This window comes from Tabrizicola flagellatus (assembly GCF_046295235.1).
In the GTDB taxonomy this organism is placed as follows: domain Bacteria; phylum Pseudomonadota; class Alphaproteobacteria; order Rhodobacterales; family Rhodobacteraceae; genus Tabrizicola; species Tabrizicola flagellata_A.
Window position 1 is genome coordinate 71,154 of the sequence record NZ_JBKBLV010000010.1, and the last position, 19,268, is coordinate 90,421.

General features: G+C 67.4%; 18 protein-coding genes. 11 read left to right on the top strand and 7 right to left on the bottom strand.

Annotation, left to right across the window (positions count from 1 at the left end; translation table 11 throughout):
* Positions 1-39: 39 nt before the first annotated feature.
* From ACK4IU_RS06165 to ACK4IU_RS06175, 3 genes are all read right to left on the bottom strand, one after another.
* A complete protein-coding gene (locus ACK4IU_RS06165; RefSeq protein ID WP_409732700.1) occupies positions 40-1,476 on the bottom strand; it encodes an amidase in 1,437 nt (478 codons plus the stop codon).
* A 103-nt stretch (positions 1,477-1,579) separates the two neighbouring features.
* Positions 1,580-3,259, bottom strand: coding sequence for an ATP-binding protein (locus ACK4IU_RS06170; protein WP_409732702.1), 1,680 nt, complete (start codon positions 3,257-3,259; stop codon positions 1,580-1,582).
* A gap of 65 nt (positions 3,260-3,324) precedes the next feature.
* Positions 3,325-3,672, bottom strand: a complete 348-nt coding sequence (locus ACK4IU_RS06175) for a DUF6476 family protein (RefSeq protein WP_409732704.1) — start codon at positions 3,670-3,672, stop codon at positions 3,325-3,327.
* On the opposite strand from ACK4IU_RS06175, the gene ACK4IU_RS06180 reads away from it, so the two are divergent.
* Both ACK4IU_RS06180 and ACK4IU_RS06185 read left to right on the top strand, forming a co-directional pair.
* Positions 3,671-4,708 (top strand): pseudouridine synthase, encoded by a 1,038-nt coding sequence (locus ACK4IU_RS06180; RefSeq protein ID WP_409732706.1) that lies wholly within the window; start codon positions 3,671-3,673, stop codon positions 4,706-4,708. The genes ACK4IU_RS06175 and ACK4IU_RS06180 overlap by 2 nt on opposite strands.
* Before the next feature lie 345 nt (positions 4,709-5,053).
* Positions 5,054-5,311: a YjhX family toxin gene (locus tag ACK4IU_RS06185; protein ID WP_409732708.1), complete on the top strand. Its 258-nt coding sequence runs from the start codon at positions 5,054-5,056 to the stop codon at positions 5,309-5,311.
* 110 nt (positions 5,312-5,421) lie between these two features.
* Here the strand turns inward: ACK4IU_RS06185 and ACK4IU_RS06190 are convergent, their stop codons facing one another.
* Together ACK4IU_RS06190 and ACK4IU_RS06195 are read right to left on the bottom strand one after the other, a co-directional pair.
* The gene (locus tag ACK4IU_RS06190) at positions 5,422-5,952 is read right to left on the bottom strand and encodes a DUF4189 domain-containing protein (RefSeq protein ID WP_409732710.1); all 531 of its coding nucleotides are present in this window, start codon (positions 5,950-5,952) and stop codon (positions 5,422-5,424) included.
* Positions 5,953-6,409: 457 nt separating this feature from the next.
* Complete coding sequence (locus ACK4IU_RS06195) at positions 6,410-7,441, bottom strand: IS110 family transposase (RefSeq protein ID WP_409732712.1); 1,032 nt, start codon at positions 7,439-7,441, stop codon at positions 6,410-6,412.
* Between the two features lie 346 nt (positions 7,442-7,787).
* On the opposite strand from ACK4IU_RS06195, the gene ACK4IU_RS06200 reads away from it, so the two are divergent.
* Positions 7,788-9,764, top strand: a complete 1,977-nt coding sequence (locus ACK4IU_RS06200; protein WP_409732714.1) for a potassium transporter Kup — start codon at positions 7,788-7,790, stop codon at positions 9,762-9,764.
* A gap of 183 nt (positions 9,765-9,947) precedes the next feature.
* Positions 9,948-10,844, top strand: a complete 897-nt coding sequence (gene rpoH, locus ACK4IU_RS06205; RefSeq protein WP_409732716.1) for an RNA polymerase sigma factor RpoH — start codon at positions 9,948-9,950, stop codon at positions 10,842-10,844.
* A gap of 7 nt (positions 10,845-10,851) precedes the next feature.
* Here rpoH and ACK4IU_RS06210 read toward each other — a convergent pair whose 3' ends face one another.
* Entirely contained in the window at positions 10,852-11,817 is a 966-nt protein-coding gene (locus ACK4IU_RS06210) for an alpha/beta fold hydrolase (RefSeq protein WP_409732718.1), read from the bottom strand.
* Positions 11,818-11,975: 158 nt separating this feature from the next.
* Here ACK4IU_RS06210 and ACK4IU_RS06215 point away from each other — a divergent pair, with 158 nt between their 5' ends.
* From ACK4IU_RS06215 to ACK4IU_RS06235, 5 genes are all read left to right on the top strand, one after another.
* Entirely contained in the window at positions 11,976-12,668 is a 693-nt protein-coding gene (locus ACK4IU_RS06215; protein ID WP_409732720.1) for a phosphatidylserine decarboxylase, read from the top strand.
* A gap of 3 nt (positions 12,669-12,671) precedes the next feature.
* On the top strand, positions 12,672-13,421 hold the full coding sequence (gene pssA / locus ACK4IU_RS06220) for a CDP-diacylglycerol--serine O-phosphatidyltransferase (RefSeq protein ID WP_409732722.1): 750 nt from the start codon (positions 12,672-12,674) through the stop codon (positions 13,419-13,421).
* 86 nt (positions 13,422-13,507) lie between these two features.
* Complete coding sequence (locus tag ACK4IU_RS06225) at positions 13,508-14,140, top strand: class I SAM-dependent methyltransferase (protein WP_409732724.1); 633 nt, start codon at positions 13,508-13,510, stop codon at positions 14,138-14,140.
* 35 nt (positions 14,141-14,175) lie between these two features.
* Positions 14,176-15,159, top strand: a complete 984-nt coding sequence (locus ACK4IU_RS06230) for a Gfo/Idh/MocA family protein (RefSeq protein ID WP_409732726.1) — start codon at positions 14,176-14,178, stop codon at positions 15,157-15,159.
* Between the two features lie 147 nt (positions 15,160-15,306).
* Positions 15,307-17,133, top strand: coding sequence for a M3 family oligoendopeptidase (locus ACK4IU_RS06235; protein ID WP_409732728.1), 1,827 nt, complete (start codon positions 15,307-15,309; stop codon positions 17,131-17,133).
* On the opposite strand, the gene ACK4IU_RS06240 is transcribed toward ACK4IU_RS06235, so the two are convergent.
* Positions 17,134-17,556: a host attachment protein gene (locus tag ACK4IU_RS06240; RefSeq protein WP_409732730.1), complete on the bottom strand. Its 423-nt coding sequence runs from the start codon at positions 17,554-17,556 to the stop codon at positions 17,134-17,136.
* Positions 17,557-17,758: 202 nt separating this feature from the next.
* Between ACK4IU_RS06240 and ACK4IU_RS06245 the strand changes: the two genes are divergently transcribed.
* A complete protein-coding gene (locus tag ACK4IU_RS06245; protein WP_409732732.1) occupies positions 17,759-18,076 on the top strand; it encodes a hypothetical protein in 318 nt (105 codons plus the stop codon).
* A gap of 165 nt (positions 18,077-18,241) precedes the next feature.
* Complete coding sequence (locus tag ACK4IU_RS06250) at positions 18,242-19,123, top strand: LysR family transcriptional regulator (protein WP_409732734.1); 882 nt, start codon at positions 18,242-18,244, stop codon at positions 19,121-19,123.
* The last annotated feature ends 145 nt before the right edge of the window (positions 19,124-19,268 follow it).

The window sequence follows — 19,268 nt, forward strand, 5'->3', positions numbered from 1 at the left end:
GTTCGGAAACTTTCTTTACCGACAAGCGATTCCTTGCCCTTACCCTGCCATCGCGGCTCTTTTCCCGGCCCAGGGAGCGGCACGCTCGATTTCTGCGCAGAGGCTGATCAGAAGCTCGTCCTGCCCGAAGGCCGCCGCAAGATGCACCCCGATCGGCAGCCCCTGCGACGACCAGCCCAGCGGCAGGCTGGCCGCGGGCTGGCCGCTGGCGTTGAAGATGGCGCAGAAGGGAGAATAGGCGAAGATCCCGTTCGGCCCGGTGCGGTAGGCCAAATAGTCCTCGGTGTCGTGGTTGAACCGCCCGACCCTTGCCGGGGGTTCGGCCAGGGTCGCGGACAGAAGCACGTCGGGACCGCCGTCGAAGAACCCGGCCATCTGCCGGCCGAAGGCATGGATCTCGCCCACCGCTTCAAGATAGCGGGTCGGGTGCAGCCTCTGCGCATGGGCCCAGGCGCCGCGCCCGACACCCTCCACCTCGTCCGGCCGTGGCGCCCGCTCGCCCAGCCTGGACCGGATCGACAACGCCGTGCCGATGCCCACGATGTCGGTCCAGGCCCGCATCATCATCGCCACGTCCGCGCGGGGCCGCGCCGGTTCGACGACATGCCCGAGGCTTTCCAGCAGCCGCCCAGCCGAGCGCACTGTTTCGGCGACCTCAGGGTGGATGGGCTCTCCGGTGAAGGTGGTGTCGCAGATCCCGATGCGCAGCCGGCGCGGCGGGCGGCTGATCGCCGCCGCATGGCCCCGGTCCAGTGGCGGCGCGACATAGGGCGCGCCGAGATCCGGTCCCTCGCAGGCGTCCAGCATCACGGCGGTATCGCGGACCGATCGCGTCAGGAACCCGTCGATCGCCATGCCGGCCCAGCCTTCGCCGGCGTAGGGACCGTCAGGCAGCCGCGCCCGGGTCGGCTTGAACCCGAAAAGCCCGCAGCTGGAGGCGGGAATCCGCACCGATCCGCCCCCGTCCGAGCCATGTGCGAAGGCGACGATCCCCGCCGCGACCGCTGCCCCAGCCCCGCCCGACGATCCACCCGGCGTGTGGTCGGTGTTCCACGGGTTTCGCGTCGGCCCACCATAGACGGCAGCCTCGGTCGCCGCCCCGATACCGCCCTCGGGGCTGGTGGTGCGCCCGAAGGTCACCACTCCGGTCGCCCGGATGCGCTGAAAGATGTTGGAATCGCCGGGATAGACCGTGTTCGCGAACAGGCGCGAGCCGTTGTGCGATGGGAAATCCTTCGCCTCGATCCCCAGATCCTTGATCAGGAAGGGCACCCCGCGGAACGGCCCCGGAGGCAAGCCCTCGGTGATAGCCCTGCGCGCCACACCTTCCCGGATCAGAACCACCGCGTTCAGCGCCGGATTTCGCGCCTCGACGGCTGCCAGGGCGGCGTCCAGAAGCTCGGACGGCGTCACCTCGCCCGAGGCCACGAGCGCGGCCAGCGCCGTTGCGTCCGGGGCGCCAAGATCTCCGATCATGAGGGGTCTCCCATCCTGCTGTCCGGTCAGCCTGCGCCGGGGCGGCGGGCGGCGTCATGTCCGAACCCGACATTGCTTGCCGGTATCGGACAGAACGTCCGCGTCAGCGTCCGGGCATCACACGGGCCAGGACCTCGCGCAGGGCTTCCGGCAGGATCGGCTTGGGCAGGAACCCGTCCAGGGCAGCACGCAGCGCCTCGTCCTCGCGCACGGCCAGGATGTCGGCGGTCATTGCGATCACCGGCACCCGCTGGCCGTGGCGCGCCCGGATGTGCCGCAGCGTCTCGGCCCCGTCCATGCCGGGCATCATCAGGTCCAGAAGCACCGCATCCACGCCGCCCTGCTCCAGCCGCTGCAAGGCCTCGGGGCCGCTGGCCGCCTCGATGAAGCGCGCGCCTATGGCCGTCAGCAACTGGCCAGCGACCAGACGGTTGGTGGCGATGTCGTCCACAACCAGGACGGTGCAATCCCGAAGGTCGGAAACCCGGGGTTGCTGCGGTACGGCCTCGGCCTCGGGGGCAAGCACCGTGAGGCGCATCGTGGTGCCCTGCGCCGTGGGAAGGATCACCAGATCCCCCGACATCTGCCGCGCGACCGCACGGCTGATCGCCAGGCCTAGCCCCACACCCGGCGTTTCGCTGGATCCGCGGTAGAAGGGCTCGAACACCTTTTCGTGCAACGCCTCGGGGATGCCCCGGCCCTGGTCGGCCACGTCGATCACCAGCCGCGAGCGAACATATCGCACCGTGACCGAGACCGGGCCGCGCGAGGAATGTTTCAACGCGTTGCCGACCAGATTGCCCAGGCATTGCCGGACCCTTTGGCTGTCGATCAGCAGGTAGGTCGGAACATCGCGTTCGACCGTCACCACAAGCTCGCGTCCCTGGTTGCGCGCCTGCAACTCGAACACCAGCAGGTTGGCCGACAGTTCCGCCCTGACCGCAACGGGGCGCGGGGTGATCGCTACCCGCCCCTCGGTCAGGGCCGAATAGTCAACGGCATCGTCCAGCATCACCGCCAGGTCGCGCGCCGAGGTGACGATGGTGCGCAGCCGCTGCCGCGAGGCGCCGCCGGCCGCCGCCGCCTCGATCTCGCCCAGGCCGATGACGGCGTTCAGCGGCGTGCGCAGCTCGTGGCTGATCTGCGCCAGAAAGCGCCCCTTGGCTACATTGGCCGCCCGCGCGGCCGCAGCCGCCTCGACACCGGCGCGATGCAGGCGGTTGTTCGACACCATGGCGGTCAGGGCATAGCCGAAGGCAAAGACCACCGTGACCGTGGACGCGACAAGGCCGATCCAGCTGCCCAGCGTCAGCCAGTGCCAGGTGTTGAAGATCAGGACGACCGCAGCAGCCGTGGCGAGGCCGACAATCCCCAGCCGCAGATGGATCGAGCGCACCGAGGTCAGATGCAGGAGCGATCCCATCACGATGCCGACCGCGATTGCCTTGGCGTAGGGGTCGTCCTGCAACCAGACCATCCCCGCGGCCGAGATGATGGCGGCTTCCATCGGCACAAGCGAGAACAGATAGCCCAGATAGCGGCGCGGCTGCCGGTTCGGGTCAAGACCGCGCAATAGGTGCTGGGACACCAGTTCGCCGCCGATCTCGACGCAGAAGAGCGCGGTCGCGAGGACGGGCGAGATGTAGATGGAGCAAAGGAGGTAGGCCAGCGCGACCAGGATCAGCCTGGGCACGAATTCGCCGCGCAGGATCCGGTATTGCCTTGCCAGCTCGTCGCGCACCCGCTCCCCTTCCGCCTTCGAGAAACTTGGGGACAGGGGCATCGGTCGGGGTGCACCAGGAAATTGCGGGGATGGCTTCGACTGTAGCCCCAACGTTGTGCGGCTGGTCAAGGCCCGGTTTCGGGAACAATCTGCATCTCTTGTCGCAGGGTCCCGCTCTTGCCGTAGATGAGGATGCGGTCGTCGGTGGTCACGATCGCCGTCCAGCCGGTGCCGAAGGTGATGGCGGCCGGTCGGGTGCCCACGGGCAGTTGCAGTCCCTCGGGCAGGGCAGGGGTCGAGGCGGCAAGGGTCTCGGGCATCCGGGTGACAAGCAGCCCGACCACGGTTATGACACCCCCGATCATCGTCAGCGTCAGCAGGACGACCAGCCACTTCAGAAGCCGCAGGCTGGGCGGCAGGGCCGCATCGGGGGCGTCGGGCGTGACTGGATCGGGCATTGGGGACGAGGGCATGGAGGGGCCTTTCGAGGACGACGAGGGCGGGACGCTCTCGGTCACCATCGGTGCGGATGCCCCCGCCCGCCTTGATAAGGCGCTTGCCGCCGCCGTGCCAGAGGAAGCCGCACTGTCGCGGTCGCGGCTGATACGGATGATCGCCGAGGGGGATGTCAGCCGCGACGGACAGGCGGTGACGGACCCCAGGGCGAAGGTGGCAGAGGGGGAGGTCTACACGCTCCGCCTCGCCCCTGCGATCGCGGTCGAGACCCGGCCCGAAGCGATCCCGCTGGCGGTGGTCTGGGAGGATGCCGACCTGGTCGTCATCGACAAGCCGGCCGGGATGGTCGTCCACCCCGCGCCGGGATCGCCCTCGGGCACGCTGGTCAATGCCCTGCTTCATCACTGCGGCGACAGCCTGTCGGGGATCGGGGGCGAGCGGCGGCCGGGGATCGTGCACCGGATCGACAAGGATACCTCGGGGCTTCTGGTGGTGGCCAAGTCCGACCGGGCGCATCACGGGCTGGCGCGGCAGTTCGAGGACCATTCGGTTGCCCGGCATTACCTGGCGGTGGTCCACGGCGTGCCCTCCGGCGCCGATCCCCGCCTGCGGGGCCTGCGCGGGGTCGGGTTCGAGCCGGGCGGCATCCTGCGGATCGCGACCAACCTCGCCCGGCACCGGACCGACCGGCAGCGGCAGGCGGTGGTCTGGGACGAGGGCCGCCACGCCATCACCCGCGCCCGGGTGGTGGAGGACTTCGCGGGGCAGGCCGCGCTGATGGACTGCTGGCTGGAGACGGGGCGGACGCATCAGATCCGGGTCCATCTGGCCTATGCCGGGCACGCGCTGGTGGGCGACCAGACCTATGGCGGCCGCCGGAAACTGCCCGGTTCGCTGGGGCAGGGGGCGGAGATCGGGAACGCCTTCCCCCGGCAGGCCCTGCACGCCGCGACCCTGGGGTTCGACCATCCGGTGACGGGAGAAAGGATGGAGTTCTCCTCGCCTCTGCCAGAGGACATGGAAGCCCTGATCGGGGCGCTGCGGGGGGCATGAGCCGGAAAGTGTCCACGGTGGACAAAACCGGATACCTTCATTTTATCAATGCCTTGATCGTGGGCGTTAGGGATCTGGAAAGGATCTCCCGGCGCGGACCCTCTTGACCAGATCTCTTCGGCAGGAAGTCTGCCAGCCCCCCCTTTCTCGATTGATTTTTGTCCGCTACACTCGGCCTTGCACGGGACAAGACCGTCCAGAGGAGTGCGCTGCATGCCGGAGACTGTGGCAGCCTGCTGACGTCATTCCGCCCCTGACCGGGGGAGGTGGATGACCTGAACGACCCGACGAAGCGCGTCTGCCTTCGTCCGGTTCGGCATGGCACCAGATTTCGGACTTCCTTAAATGAACATCTCACGGACCGAGCAGCGGGTGCTGCACGTCCTCGCCCTGGGTGGGCGGATCGACCATGTGCGGAATGGCAAGCGGATCGACGAGATCCTGTGCGTCACGCGCGACGGGCTGATCCTGGCCGACTGCACGCTGGACGTGTTCCAGCGTTTGCGCAGGAAAGGCCTGATCGCATCGCAGGGCGGCGGACCCTACTGTATCTCGCGGCTGGGGCGGCTCAGCGTGCGGGCTCAGGCGGACAACCAGGGCTGATCCGCCCCATCCCCGACCCGCGCCCGGTGGCTGGTGGGCCTCCGGCGGGAGTATCCGGGAAAAGGGCAAATCAGGGGGGGCGCAGGTGCGGGCCCCCCGCCTTCTGGCCGTCAGTTGCTGACCCAGACCGGCAGGCTTTCCAGCACCTGTTCCACCTTGCAGCCCTTGCCACCCTGGCTCTTACAGACCCGGATCGCCTTTTTCCGCGCCGTTGCCGCGTCGGGTCCCTGATCGGAATGAAGGCTGCCGGAGTTGTCCACCGTGACGGCGATGGCACCATTGACGACCCAGGTCGCGGCCCGGCAGTTCAGGAAGCCGCGGTTGCTGCATTCCCCGAGGGCGCCGCTTTCGGCGGCGGCCTGGCTGTCGGCGCCGACCGTCCAGGTGTAGGTCGGCGTTCCGTTCGCATCGTTCCCCCAGGCCAGAACGGCATACTGGTCAACCCAGTATCCGCCCGCCTGATCCTCGGGGGGGCCGACATATTCGCACAGGGGCACGTCGTAGCCGGCGCTCTTGTCTATCCCGATCAGCACCTCGTCCGGGCCCGGCCCGTTGCAGGGATAATAGGCGAGAGCCTGCGTCGGCAGCAGGGCGAGAAGGCCGGCGGTGGCCAGACGGATCAGGCGGGGAAGGCGGAGCATGTTCGTCCTGCGAAATGAGTTCGATGCACGATGGTCTAGCGCCTGCCGGGCAGACTGTCGGGTCGGAGCCGCGCATCCTTGCCGCGACCGAGGCGCTGATCGCGAGCGACCCGGACCTTGCCGCGGAGTTCGAGGCAAGGCGGGAGGGTGCAGACAGGCAAAGGCGCGTGGATCACCTTCTGTGGTTGCCGCCCGAGATGCAAGGAGGATTTTGAACAACTGGGGAGGTGATCGAGCGCGGTCTTCTGTCAGGCCTCATCTCAGCGGCTTTTCAGTCCGCCGCGGGCCGGTATGGTGATCAGCGGACAGGGTCCAAATCTGGCCTAAGAACTCAAGAGGTTCTCAGCGGATCGCTGGTTTTCCCCACCCAGATCTCATCGATCGTTTTGCCCATTCTGGTCGTCGCCTTCTCGCACCTCCCTGACACCGATACCGTTTCGCTGATCGCCTGATGAATTCAGGTGGCAGCGACTGGCAGCGGATCCCTGTAATCTTCATTGCGGTTCAGCATGGCCCAGATCGCGCGGGCCATCTTGTTCGCAAGCGCGATGGCCACCAGCATCTTTGGCTTGCGTTCAAGCATACGCGCCAGCCACGATCCCTCGCGGATCGACTTTCGACCGACCCATGTCAGACGGGACATCGCACCGACGATGAGCAGGCGCCGGATGTCGGCCTGACCAGCCTTGGTCACACGCCCGAGGCGCTGTTTGCCCCCCGTCGAGCTCTGGCGAGGGACGAGCCCGAGCCAGGCGGCAAAGTCGCGCCCGCACCGGAAGGTCTCCAGCGGTGGCGCGAAGGCTTCAATGGCCAGACTGGTAACGGGGCCGACACCGGGCATGGTCTGGAGCCGCCGTGCCGTTTCGGTGTCTTCTGCCGTGGACTTGATGCGCTTCATCAGCGCGTCGATCCGCAGCGTCTTCTCCGCGATCTGCTGGCGCAGGTCGCGACAGATTTCGCGGACGATGTCAGGGAGATCAGCGTCCAGGTCTTCGACGATCACCTCGATGCGCCGGAGACTGGCGATACCGATCGGCAGGGCGTGGCCGAACTCATAGAGGTACGACCGCAGGGCATTGACCAGTTCGGTGCGCTGATGGACCAATTGTTCCCTGGTGCGGAAGAGAAGCGCCCTGGCTTGCTGCTCGGTGCCCTTTGGCTCGACGAAGCGCATTTCCGGGCGCTGTGCCGCCTCGACAATGGCTTCAGCGTCGGCCACGTCATTCTTCTGCCGCTTCACGAAGGGCTTGACGTAGATCGGCGCGATCAGCTTGACCTCATGGCCAAGCGCCAGCAACTCGCGCGCCCAGTGATGAGCACCGGCACAGGCTTCCATCACCACGATGGCCGGGGGCTGCGCGGCCATGAAGGCAAGAAACTGCGTGCGCGACAGTTTCCGGCGGAACTTCACATGACCGCCCATTGTCGCGCCGTGGACCTGAAACGAGTTCTTTGCCAGATCCACCCCGATCATTGTATCTTTTGCCATGGTTGCCGTCCTTTCTACTCAGTGGCTGTGAACACCACCACTTTGGCACATTGCGATGCCGTCAGGTCAGGGCGGCAACCACCCCATCTGGCCTGACGGCACCTGACTGGCCCCGCGGGTCCGGTCGCCGGTCCTTTCGCATCCGCAGCATTGTCAGGGGAGCGATATCGGCGTATATCTTTTGGCTAGGCCGACGTCCTTGAGTCGGTATCGGCATCGGAGCCATCGCGCACCCCTCCTGCCAGGGGGGACCCGGACCCGCCCCTTCGCTCATCGGCAAGCCGGTGGCTGCCGGACCCGCATCCAGACCCCAGACCAGCCACAGAGCAACACCCGAGGGTGAGCCATGATCCACGACCCGATTCCGCGGGGCGTCCAGACCGCATTGCCGCGTTTCGACGAAGACGCCCTGGACATCGCCGATTACCTGAAGGCCGAAGCCGGCCCGGACGACATCCACACCGACGCGACCCGCAGACAGGGGCTTGCGGCGCTGACGCTCGGGGCGGTCGGGGTGGTTTACGGCGACATCGGGACCTCGCCGATCTACGCCTTCCGCGAGGCGATCCGGGCGACCGGGGTGCGCGACCCGGGCGCGGAAGAGGTGCTGGGCATCCTGTCGCTCTTGTTCTGGACGCTGATCCTGATCGTCACCGTGAAATATGTCTTTGTCCTGCTGCGCGCCGACAACCGGGGCGAGGGAGGCATCCTGTCGCTGTACACGCTGGTCCGGCTCGCGGCGGGCAGGCGGTCGGTGCCGGTCCTGGTGCTGGCGCTGACGGGGGCGGCGCTGTTTGCGGGCGATGCGGCGATCACGCCGGCGATCTCGGTCCTGTCGGCGGTCGAGGGGCTGGGGCTGGTCCTGCCGGCGCTGTCGGCCTATGTGCTGCCGGTCACGCTGGGCATCCTGGTCGCGCTGTTCATGGTGCAGCGGCGCGGGACGGCCAGCGTGGCGCGGCTCTTCGGGCCGATCTGCGTGGTCTGGTTCCTGACGCTTGCGGGCCTGGGTCTGTGGCACATCGCCGAGGAACCCGGGGTTCTGGCCGCTTTCAACCCCCTCTGGGGCCTGGGCTTCCTTTGGCAGAATACCGGAGTGGCCTTCGTCGTCCTGGGTGCCGTCTTTCTGGCGGTGACCGGGGGCGAGGCGCTTTATGCCGACCTTGGCCATTTCGGGCGGCGGCCGATCATGCTGGCCTGGTTCGGGCTGGTGCTGCCCGCGCTGATGCTGAACTACCTGGGCCAGGGCGCCATGGTGCTGGCGAACCCGGACCTTGCCGCGGAGAGCTTCTTTGCCATGGCGCCCGAGGCGCTGTTGCCGGCCCTGGTCGTCCTGGCCACCGCTGCAACGGTCATCGCCAGCCAGGCGGTGATCACCGGGGCCTTTTCCATGGCGCGGGGCGCGATCCAGCTGGGCTTCCTGCCCCGCCTGCGCATCCAGCACACCGCCGAGGGCCAGAGCGGGCAGATCTACATCGACGCGGTGAACTGGCTGCTCTTGTGGGGGGTGCTGTGGCTGGTCCTGTCCTTCGGGTCGTCCTCGGCGCTGGCATCGGCCTACGGGATCGCGGTGACGGGCACGATGGTGCTGACCTCGGTCCTGGGGGTGCTGTACCTGGTGCGTTCGGGCCGGATGCGGGCGCCGCTGGCGGCCCTGGCGGCCGCGCCGGTCCTGGGGGTGGAACTGGTGTTCCTCGCCTCGAACGCGGTGAAGATCGCCGACGGCGGCTATGTGCCGGTGGCGGTGGCAGCGGTGGTCGGCATGCTGATGTGGGCCTGGTGGCGCGGCACGCAGGCCGTGCGGACGCGGGTGGCCAAGCTGGCGATCCGGGTGGACAGTTTCGTGCGGATGATGCGGGGGTCCAGCGTCAACGTGATTCCCGGCACGGCCTTCTTCCTGACCGGCGATCCTGCGATCGTGCCCTCGGCGCTGCTGCACAACATCAAGCACAACCGGGTCCTGCACGAGCAGACGGTGTTCTTGACGGTGGAGACGCTGCGCGTGCCCTATGCAACCGCCGAGGAGCGTGCGACGGTGGAACCGCTGGGTGGCTGCTTTGTGCGGGTGATCCTGCGCTTTGGCTTCATGGAGACGCCGAACGTCAGCCGCGCCATGGCCCACGCGCGGGCGGCGGGGCTGAAGTTCGACGTGATGGCCTCGACATTCTTCCTGGGGCGCAGGCGCGCGGTGGCGACCGGGGCGGGGTGGGAACTCATGATGGACCGGCTTTATGTGGCCCTGTCCCGCATGGCGGCGGACCCGACCGATTTCTACCACCTGCCGCGCGACCGGGTGGTGGAACTGGGCGAACGGGTGGCAATCTGACGAAATCGGTCGGTTTTTCTGACATTCGCGTGAGACCTCTGTCACAATGCTTCGCGGGCGACGGCGGGAACCACACTTCACGTTAAACATTGTGTGCGAGACGACCCTTGCGCAGGAGTGGTGGTTACCTTAGGTTATCGCCGTCCCGGGGGCGCTGACGCACCGGGATGAAGAGGGGGCAAGATGAGCACCTATACGAACCTACCCGCACCGAGCCCGGAACAGGGCTTGAACCGGTATCTGCAGGAGATCCGCAAGTTTCCCCTGCTGGAGCCGGAAGAGGAATACATGCTGGCCAAGCGCTGGGTCGATCACCAGGACGCCGAGGCCGCGCACAAGATGGTGACTTCGCACCTGCGGCTCGCGGCCAAGATCGCCATGGGCTATCGCGGCTATGGCCTGCCGCAGGCCGAGGTCATCTCGGAGGCGAACGTGGGCCTGATGCAGGCGGTCAAGCGGTTTGACCCGGAAAAGGGCTTCCGCCTTGCGACCTATGCGATGTGGTGGATCCGCGCCTCGATCCAGGAATACATCCTGCGCTCCTGGAGCCTGGTGAAGCTGGGCACGACGAGCGCGCAGAAGAAGCTGTTCTTCAACCTGCGCAAGGCCAAGGCCAAGGTCGGCGCGCTCGAGGAGGGCGACCTGCGGCCCGAGAACGTGGCCCAGATCGCCAAGGATCTGAGCGTGACCGAGGACGAAGTCATCGACATGAACCGGCGCCTGTCGGGGTCGGATGCGAGCCTGAACGCCACGGTCGGCTCGGACGGCGACAGCGCGACCCAGTGGCAGGACTGGCTGGAGGACGAGGACAGCGACCAGGCCGAGGCCTACGAGGAGAAGGACGAGCTGGATGCCCGCCGCGCCCTCCTGGTGCAGGCGATGGCGGTCCTGAACGACCGCGAGAAGGACGTGCTGATGCAGCGCCGCCTGGCAGACGAGCCGGTGACGCTGGAGGAACTGTCGGAAAGCTATGGCGTGAGCCGCGAGCGCATCCGCCAGATCGAGGTGCGCGCCTTCGAGAAGCTGCAGGCCAGGATGCGCGAACTGGCCAAGGGCAAGGGGATGCTGGTTCCGGCCTGACCGGCCCCTAGCCCACAGTCCCGAGGAACGCGGCGATCCGGTCCATGATCGCCGCGTCGCGCCCGACCCAGACATGGCCTCCGGAAGGCAGCATCATCAGCTCGGCGCCCGGAACCGACCGCGCGATGTGGCGCGCCGCGGCGGCAGTGCCGAAGCGGTCGTCCTCGGCCGAGATCGCCAGCGTGGGCGCGGCGATCGCGGCCAGGGGAAAGTCCGGCGGCGCGGCGGCCCAGCGGGCGTCGTTCAGGAGGCCCTGATATTTCAGGCTGACCGGCAGGATCCCGTGCAGGATGGCGCGGACCCGGGCCTGTTCGTCGGGCGCTGCGGCATCGACGAGTTGCGGGTCGGTGGCCAGAAGCGTGGCGATCATCCGTCTCTCGGCGGCGCGGATCCCGGCCCAGACCAGCACATCCGAGCGTAGGCCGTGCGCGATGATCCAGCCGGCGACCGGACCCTGCGGGGGCGGGGCCGGGCGGCCGGGAACGTAGGTCGCAGGCACCAGCGGCACCAGCGCGCGGACGCGGGCCGGGTGGCGCAGCGCCAGGGCCAGCGCCGGGATCGCGCCGGCCGAGCCGCCGATGACCGCAACCGAGGGCAGGTCGAGCGCGTCGAGCAGGTCGGCCAGGGCATCGGCCTGCGCTTCTGGCCCCGGGTCGGCCGGAAACGGCGTTCCGAGATAGCCGAAGCGCGAGGGCGCGATGATGCGGAACCCGCCGGCGATCAGGCGATGGGCGAAGAGAAGCCCCTGGTCGTAGCCGCCGCCCGTGCCGTGGATCACCAGGACCGGCGGCCCCTGTCCGGCTTCGGCATATTCCTGCGGCCCGAAGCGGCTGGACGCCTGGCGCGGCGGTCCCGCTGCCGCGATGGCGGTGCGGGCGGCATCCAGCATCTGGCGGTAATCCCGCACCGCAATCCCGGCCCCCGCGGCGACCAGCGCCGTCGCGCCGAAGCCCAGCATCGTCCTGCGCCGCATCCCCGCCTCTCCCCTTGGCCGATGACCGACCCTGGGACATGCCGGACCAGCCGTCATTGACCGGCGTCAAATCCGCTTGACCCGCGCCGGTGCGGCAGGTTTAGGAATTGCGCCTTCCGGCCCTTGGGGTTAGGTGCGTGCAGCAACGGAGGACGCGCATGCGGATGATCGACACCTTCCTCAAGCCGATGCACCCCGAGGGGTGGAAATTCGTTCCCGTCTTCGCGGCCGTCACGCTGGTCCTGTTCTGGATCTGGGAGCCGCTGGGCTGGCTGGGGCTGGGCCTGACCGTCTGGTGCTACTACTTCTTCCGCGACCCCAAGCGCGCCGTGCCCGAGAACGCGGGTCTGATGGTCAGCCCCGCCGACGGCGTCGTCAGCCTGATCGAGCGCGCCGTGCCCCCGGCCGAGCTGGGCATGGGGCCGGAGCCCCTGACCCGGGTCAGCGTTTTCATGTCGGTGTTCAACTGCCATGTGAACCGCGCGCCCATTGCCGGCCGGGTGACGGCGGTCGCCTACCGGCCGGGCAAGTTCTTCAACGCCTCGCTGGACAAGGCTTCCGAGGAGAACGAGCGCAACGCGCTGGCCATCGAGATGGCGGACGGGCGCAAGATCGCGGTGGTGCAGATCGCGGGCCTCGTCGCGCGGCGCATCATGTGCTGGAAGACGGAAGGCGAGCGGGTGCGCACCGGCGAGCGGTTCGGCCTGATCCGGTTCGGCAGCCGGCTGGACGTCTATCTGCCCGAGGGGGTGCAGCCGCAGGTCGCGCTGGGCCAGACCATGATCGCGGGCGAGACAGTGATCGCGCTGATCGGGCAGGACGCCCCGGCCCGCGCAGCCCGGATGGAATAGGCCATGGCTGCCCCCGCCGAACCGCCGCGGCAGCTGTTGCTCTTGAAGCTCCTGCCGAATCTGGTGTCGATCCTGGCGCTGTGTGCGGGACTGACCGCGATCCGCTATGCGATCGCGGGCAATTTCACGCTGGCGGTGCTGCTGATCGGGGTGGCGGCGGCGCTGGATGGCCTCGATGGGCGGCTGGCGCGGATGCTGAAGTCGGAAAGCGCGATCGGGGCGGAACTGGACAGCCTGTGCGACTTCGTCAATTTCGGAGTGACGCCGGCCCTTGTGCTGTATCTCTGGGGCCTGCGGCCCGAGACGAGCCTCGGCTGGATCGCGGTGCTGGTCTATGTGGTCTGCTGCATGCTGCGGCTGGCGCGGTTCAACGTGGGCAGCCGCGCGCCCGCGGGCGAGGCGGCCGAAAAGACCTCGTTCATCGGGGTGCCGTCGCCGGCCGGGGCGATGCTGGTGCTGTCGCCGCTTTACCTGGCCTTCGCCACCGACCGGGTCCTGACCCTGCCGGCGGTGGTGGTGGCGGCCTGGATGGTGGGGATCGGGGCGCTGATGATCAGCCGGGTCCGCACACCATCGCTGAAGCGCATCACCATCTCCGCCGAACATGCCCGCTATGCCCTTGTCGGCGCGGTCGTGGTGGTGGCGGCGCTGCTGACCTATCCCTGGGTCACGCTTCTTACCCTGTGCCTCGTCTACCTCGCGGGGGTCCTGTGGCTGGCCATGCAGAGCTTCCGGAAGCCGAATTCCACCTGAGCGTGTGATTTACCGCTCCTTCCGCTTGCATTTCCCGGATTGCGGGTCACAGTCCGTTCGGCGCAAAAGGCAGGGGAATAATGCCGATGCAGGAAGAAGCGATCCGTAAATCCTATCGGCGCTGGGCGCCGGTCTATGATCTTACCTTCGGCCGGATCACCCAGGGCGGGCGCATCCTCGCCGCGCACCATGTCAACCTGCAAGGCGGCTCGGTGCTCGAGGTCGGCATCGGCACCGGCCTCGCGCTGGAGTTCTACGGCCCCCATGTCCGGGTCACGGGGATCGACCTGTCCGAGGACATGCTGCGCGAGGCAGAGGCGCGCGTGCGCCGCAAGGGTCTGCGCAACGTGGACGGCCTCTACCCGATGGACGCGCGAGCGATCGCCTTTCCCGATGCCAGCTTCGACCATGTCGCCGCCATGCACATCATGTCGGTCGTCCCCGAACCCGAAAGGGTGCTGGACGAGATGGTGCGCGTCGTCCGCCCCGGCGGCTCGGTCCTCATCGCCAACCATTTCGCCGGCCGCGCCGAGGGCTGGTCCTTAGCCGAGCGCCTCGCCGCGCCGCTGGCCGACTGGCTGGGCTGGCACGCCGATTTCCCGATCGAGCGGGTGCTGGGCCATCCCGGCCTGCGGCTGGAGGAAAGCCGTCAGGTCCGCCCCTTCGGCCTGATGACCTTCCTGCGCTTTCGCCGGGTTGAAACGGGCGGCAAAACCTGACCTAGTGTCGGCCGCAACGGCAGGGGAGGATCAGGATGAAACCGGTCAGATGGGGGGTTCTGGGCGCGGCCCGCTTCGCCCGCGAGCAGATGGCTCCGGCGATCCATGCCGCCGAGGGGGCGGAACTGGCGGCGCTGGCGACCTCGGACCCCGCGAAGGCCGAGGGCTTCCGCGCCTTTTGCCCGTCGCTGACGGTGCACGGCAGCTATGACGCTCTGCTGGCCGATCCGGGGATCGACGCGGTCTACATCCCGCTGCCCAATCACCTGCATGTGGAGTGGACCCTGAAGGCGCTGGCGGCGGGCAAGCATGTGCTGACCGAAAAGCCCATCGCGCTGCGCGCCGAAGAGATCGACCGGATCATCGCCGCGCGCGACGCTTCGGGCCTGCTGGCGGCGGAAGCCTACATGATCGTCCACCATCCTCAGTGGCAGCGCGCGAAGGAATGGTTCGAGGCGGGCGAGATCGGCGATCTGGTCCATGCCGATGTGGCCTTCAGCTTCAACCTGACCGACATGGGCAACATCCGCATGAAGCCGGAGACCGGCGGCGGCAGTTTGCGCGACATCGGGGTCTACACCTTCGGCTCGATGCGTTTCGTCACCGGGGCCGAGCCGGTGGACATCTCGGCCCGCATCCACCGCGACAACGGGGTGGACACCTTCGCCCAGGTCGCGGCGGTTATGGAGGGGCCGCGCGGACGGTTCACCTATGGCTCGATGACCTCGATGCGGATGTACAACCGGCAGGTGGCGACCTTCCAGGGCACGAAGGGGATGATCCGGCTGGAGGGCGGGCCGTTCAACGCCAACGTGAACGATCTGGCCGAGGTGGAACTGCACCAGGACGGCAACCGGGTGATCGTGGAACGCTTTCCGACGGCCAACCACTACAAGCTTCAGGTCGAGGCCTTCAGCCGGTCGGTGCGGACGGGCGCGGCCTATCCCTGCCCGCTGGAATTCGTGCGGGGCACGCAGGCGATGATGGACCGGGTCTACGACGTGGCGGTCGAGATCTGAGGCGCCGCTCGTCGATGACTTCGTCACTCCTCGCTCGGGGTGTGGCGCATCACGACGAGGAGACGAAGTCGAACGAGGAGGGGTCGGGGGCTTTTCCCGGACCTCTGCCTGGCCTAGATCACAGTGACAGTATCCCCGGAGGACCCGATGACCCTTGACCTGCCGCAGCCCGTTTACGACGCCAATGCCTCGGGGGGCGGGTTCGGGGATCTGCCGGACTGGGACCTGACCGATCTCTACCCCTCGGCCGACAGCCCGGAGTTCGCTGCCGACATGGCGGAACTGGAACGCGCCTGCGCGGCCTTCGCGCAGACCTATGAAGGCCGCCTCGGACGGCAGGACGCCGCGGGCCTTCTGGCCTGCGTCCGGGAATACGAGCGGATCGAGGTGATCGCCGGCCGCCTGATGTCCTATGCCGGGCTGCGCTATTACCAGAACACCATCGACCCGGAACGCGCGCAGTTCATGGGCAACGCCCAGGACAAGGTGACGACGGCCACCACGCCGCTGGTCTTCTTCAGCCTGGAGTTCAACCGGCTGGACGACGACCACCTGGCCCGGCTTCTGGCCGAGAACGCGGATCTTGCCCGCTACAAGCCCGTTTTCGACCGGATGCGCGCAATGCGGCCGCACCAGCTGTCGGACGAGCTGGAACGCTTCCTGCACGACGAAAGCGTGGTGGGGGCCAGTGCCTGGAACAAGCTGTTCGACGAGACGATGGCAGGGCTGATGTTCGCGGTCGAGGGCGAGCCGGAAGAGCTGAACCTGGAAGCCACGCTGAACCTCTTGACCGACCCCGCGCGCAACCGGCGCGAGGCTGCGGCGCATGCGCTGGCCGAGGTGTTCCAAAAGAACATCAAGCTGTTCGCCCGCATCCACAACACGCTGGCCAAGGAAAAGGAAATCCACGACCGCTGGCGCAAGATGCCCACGCCGCAACATTCCCGGCATCTGTCGAACCACGTCGAGCCCGAGGTGGTCGAGGCGCTGCGCAATGCCGTCGTCGCGGCCTATCCCAAGCTCAGCCACCGCTACTATCGGCTCAAGGCGAAATGGATGGGCCTCGACAAGCTTCAGGTATGGGACCGCAACGCGCCCCTGCCCACCGAAACCCCGCGCACGGTCGGCTGGGACGAGGCGCGCAAGACCGTGACCGAAGCCTATGCCGCCTTCGACCCGCGCATGGCCGATCTGGCGAAACCCTTCTTCGACAAGGGCTGGATCGACGCGGGCGTCAAGCCCGGCAAGGCGCCGGGGGCCTTTGCCCACCCGACCGTAACCACGGTGCATCCCTACGTCATGCTGAACTACCTCGGCAAGCCGCGCGACGTGATGACGCTGGCGCACGAACTGGGCCATGGCGTGCATCAGGTGCTGGCGGCGGGGCAGGGGGAGCTTCTGTCCTCGACCCCCCTGACGCTGGCCGAGACGGCAAGCGTCTTCGGCGAGATGCTGACCTTCCGCAGGCTGCTCGACCAGGCGAAGACCCCGGCCGAGAAGAAGACGCTGCTCGCCGGCAAGGTCGAGGACATGATCAACACGGTTGTCCGCCAGATCGCCTTCTACGATTTCGAATGCAAGCTGCACGCCGCCCGCGCGCAAGGGGAACTGACACCCGAGGACATCAACGCGCTGTGGATGTCCGTCCAGGCGCAGTCCCTTGGTGATGCCTTCGAGTTCATGGACGGGTACGAGACCTTCTGGTCCTACATACCCCACTTCGTCCATTCGCCGTTCTACGTCTATGCCTATGCCTTCGGCGATGGCCTGGTGAACGCGCTTTACGCGGCCTATGCGGGGGGGCTCCCGGATTTCCAGGAGAAGTATTTCGCCATGCTGAAGGCGGGCGGGTCGATGCACCACAAGGACTTGCTCGCGCCCTTCGGCCTGGACGCGAGCGATCCGAAGTTCTGGGACAAGGGCCTTTCGATGATTGCGGGCTTCATCGACGAGCTGGAAGCCCTGGAAGGCTGATCAGCCCAGCTTTGCCAGATGCTCGGCAAGGGCGTGATCGGGCACATCCGACAGGTCCTTGTCGTGTTCCCGGACAACGGACTGCGCAAGATCCTTCGGCATGGCCTTGCGCAGCTCTCCCAGCATCTTCGGGGCGGCGACCACCACGATGCGGTCGGCGCCGCCCTTCTTCCATTCGGCCTGCATCGCCGCGACGATGTGCTTTGCAAGCCGCGGGCGTTCCACCTCGATCGCGGCACCGGTTTCGTGGGTAAAGCTGACCCCGACCGCCCGATTGCGGCCAGGCTCGGTCAGCGCCTTCGAGACATCGGGGAAATCCGCCGCATCGGCCGCCTGCACGGCCTGCATCCGGCCGGGACCGCCACGCAACAGCCGAAAGCTGTGGTCGTCGGCAATGCAGAACAAGGTATCGGCAACTTTCATGTCAGGTCCTCCTGGATCGACGGTCCAATGTCATGTCTAACAATATGGTGCCGACAGAGGCCGAACAAAATGATCTGCATCAGGCAGCCACTTTTCTGTTCACCAGTCGACCTGCCCCTGCGGCGGAATCGCGCAACGGGTGACGCGGGGCTTGGCAAGTCGGCTTACCGTGCCTAACCTCGTAGCATCGCAGGAGGTTGCCATGCCCAAGCTCGTCCGCCTTTATATCCAGAGCGTTGCCCTTGGCTTCGCGATCTCGGCAGGGTTCACCGCTGGCCTTCTGTGGCTGGACGTTGCCGGACTGGGACATCTGGTCAAGGCCTCCAGCATGGGCTGGGTCGCGGTGGCCATGTTGGTCGTCTTCAACGGGATCGTTTTTTCGGCCGTCCAGTTTGCCTTCCGGGTCATGGGGATGGCCGAGGCCGAGGACGGCCCGGGCGGCGGTCGCGGGGTTCGTGAGCCTGTCGCCGTGCCAGTGCAAGTGCCGGTGCCGGTCGCGGCCCGTCGCACGGGGCGCTGATCCCCGACATCTCACGATTTGCTTCGGCAGGTTTCGTCCGTTTGTCCGGGCGTGATCCGACTTGAGGGAATTGGGCAGGGAGCCCGGGACCGCAAGCTTCGGGGCTTGGCTTTCGCGAAAAATGATGCAGCTGTCCCGGCACGTGTCGTCTGGGAGTGCGTTTTCGTGGACCTGCAACTGATAAAGACCTTCCTCGAAGTCGCGGCCACCGGATCCTTCGGTGCCGCCGCCGGCCGGCTGTTCGTGACGCAATCTGCCGTGTCGCTGCGCATCCAGCGGCTGGAGGACCAGCTGGGCCGTCCCCTCTTCGAACGGACGAAGGCGGGCGTGGTTCTGACGGCGGCGGGGCGCGAGTTCCGCGGGTTCGCCACCATGATCCTGCGCAACTGGGAACAGGCACGACAGCGGGTCAGCACGCTGGACGAACGCGCGCGGACGCTGGCGATCGGGGCGGAAAGCACGCTCTGGCCGCGGTTCGGCTTCCGCTGGATCGACCGGCTGCGCGAGGGCCATCCCGAGCTGGAGATTCGCGCCGTGCTGGCCGAACCCGACGGGCTGGTGCAGATGGCGCTGTCGGGCGAGGTGCAGGCCATGCTGACCCACGGGCCGCTGGACCGGCCGGGCCTGCATTCCGAACGGCTGATCGAGGAACAGCTGGTCATGGTCTGCCCCTGGCCCGAGGCGACGGTGGAAAGCGTCGCCGCCGCCTATACGCTGGTGGACTGGGGGCCGGAGTTCCTGCGGTTTCACGAAGCCGCCCTGCCGGGCCTGGCCAACCCGCGCCTGACGCTGAGCGACGGGGCCATGGCTGCCTGGTTCCTGCGCTCGCGCCCCTGCGCGGCCTATATCCCGACGCGGCTGGCCCATGCCTCGCTGGAGACGGGGCAGCTGTTCGCGGTGCAGGACGCGCCCGGATTCTCGCTGGTGTCCTGGGCCGTCTGGCGCGAGGACACCGACGAAGAGTTGCGCAGTGTTGCGGCAAGGGCACTGGCCGAGACGCTGGCACTGGTGCGCGAGGACGCCAGCGAGGTGATGGAGCAGCTTTAGGCCAGAAGGGGCGGGCCGGGCATCGCGCTGATTTCCGGGCGTTTTCCCGGCACCGCCCCGGTCCCTAAGCGGCCGGTGCCCGTGTTCAAGGCTTGCAGCACACGAGAAATTCTTGAGACCCCCTCAAGTATTCCAAATTTTTCTT

Coding starts and splice junctions, on each gene's coding strand:
- ACK4IU_RS06180 (WP_409732706.1), top strand. CDS start 3,671: ATGGAGGGGCCTTTCGAGGACGACGAGGGCGGGACGCTCTCGGTCACC.
- ACK4IU_RS06200 (WP_409732714.1), top strand. CDS start 7,788: ATGATCCACGACCCGATTCCGCGGGGCGTCCAGACCGCATTGCCGCGT.
- ACK4IU_RS06170 (WP_409732702.1), bottom strand. CDS start 3,259: ATGCCCCTGTCCCCAAGTTTCTCGAAGGCGGAAGGGGAGCGGGTGCGC.
- ACK4IU_RS06245 (WP_409732732.1), top strand. CDS start 17,759: ATGCCCAAGCTCGTCCGCCTTTATATCCAGAGCGTTGCCCTTGGCTTC.
- ACK4IU_RS06185 (WP_409732708.1), top strand. CDS start 5,054: ATGAACATCTCACGGACCGAGCAGCGGGTGCTGCACGTCCTCGCCCTG.
- ACK4IU_RS06165 (WP_409732700.1), bottom strand. CDS start 1,476: ATGATCGGAGATCTTGGCGCCCCGGACGCAACGGCGCTGGCCGCGCTC.
- ACK4IU_RS06225 (WP_409732724.1), top strand. CDS start 13,508: ATGCAGGAAGAAGCGATCCGTAAATCCTATCGGCGCTGGGCGCCGGTC.
- ACK4IU_RS06230 (WP_409732726.1), top strand. CDS start 14,176: ATGAAACCGGTCAGATGGGGGGTTCTGGGCGCGGCCCGCTTCGCCCGC.
- pssA (WP_409732722.1), top strand. CDS start 12,672: ATGGCTGCCCCCGCCGAACCGCCGCGGCAGCTGTTGCTCTTGAAGCTC.
- ACK4IU_RS06190 (WP_409732710.1), bottom strand. CDS start 5,952: ATGCTCCGCCTTCCCCGCCTGATCCGTCTGGCCACCGCCGGCCTTCTC.
- ACK4IU_RS06195 (WP_409732712.1), bottom strand. CDS start 7,441: ATGGCAAAAGATACAATGATCGGGGTGGATCTGGCAAAGAACTCGTTT.
- ACK4IU_RS06210 (WP_409732718.1), bottom strand. CDS start 11,817: ATGCGGCGCAGGACGATGCTGGGCTTCGGCGCGACGGCGCTGGTCGCC.
- ACK4IU_RS06235 (WP_409732728.1), top strand. CDS start 15,307: ATGACCCTTGACCTGCCGCAGCCCGTTTACGACGCCAATGCCTCGGGG.
- ACK4IU_RS06240 (WP_409732730.1), bottom strand. CDS start 17,556: ATGAAAGTTGCCGATACCTTGTTCTGCATTGCCGACGACCACAGCTTT.
- ACK4IU_RS06215 (WP_409732720.1), top strand. CDS start 11,976: ATGCGGATGATCGACACCTTCCTCAAGCCGATGCACCCCGAGGGGTGG.
- rpoH (WP_409732716.1), top strand. CDS start 9,948: ATGAGCACCTATACGAACCTACCCGCACCGAGCCCGGAACAGGGCTTG.
- ACK4IU_RS06175 (WP_409732704.1), bottom strand. CDS start 3,672: ATGCCCTCGTCCCCAATGCCCGATCCAGTCACGCCCGACGCCCCCGAT.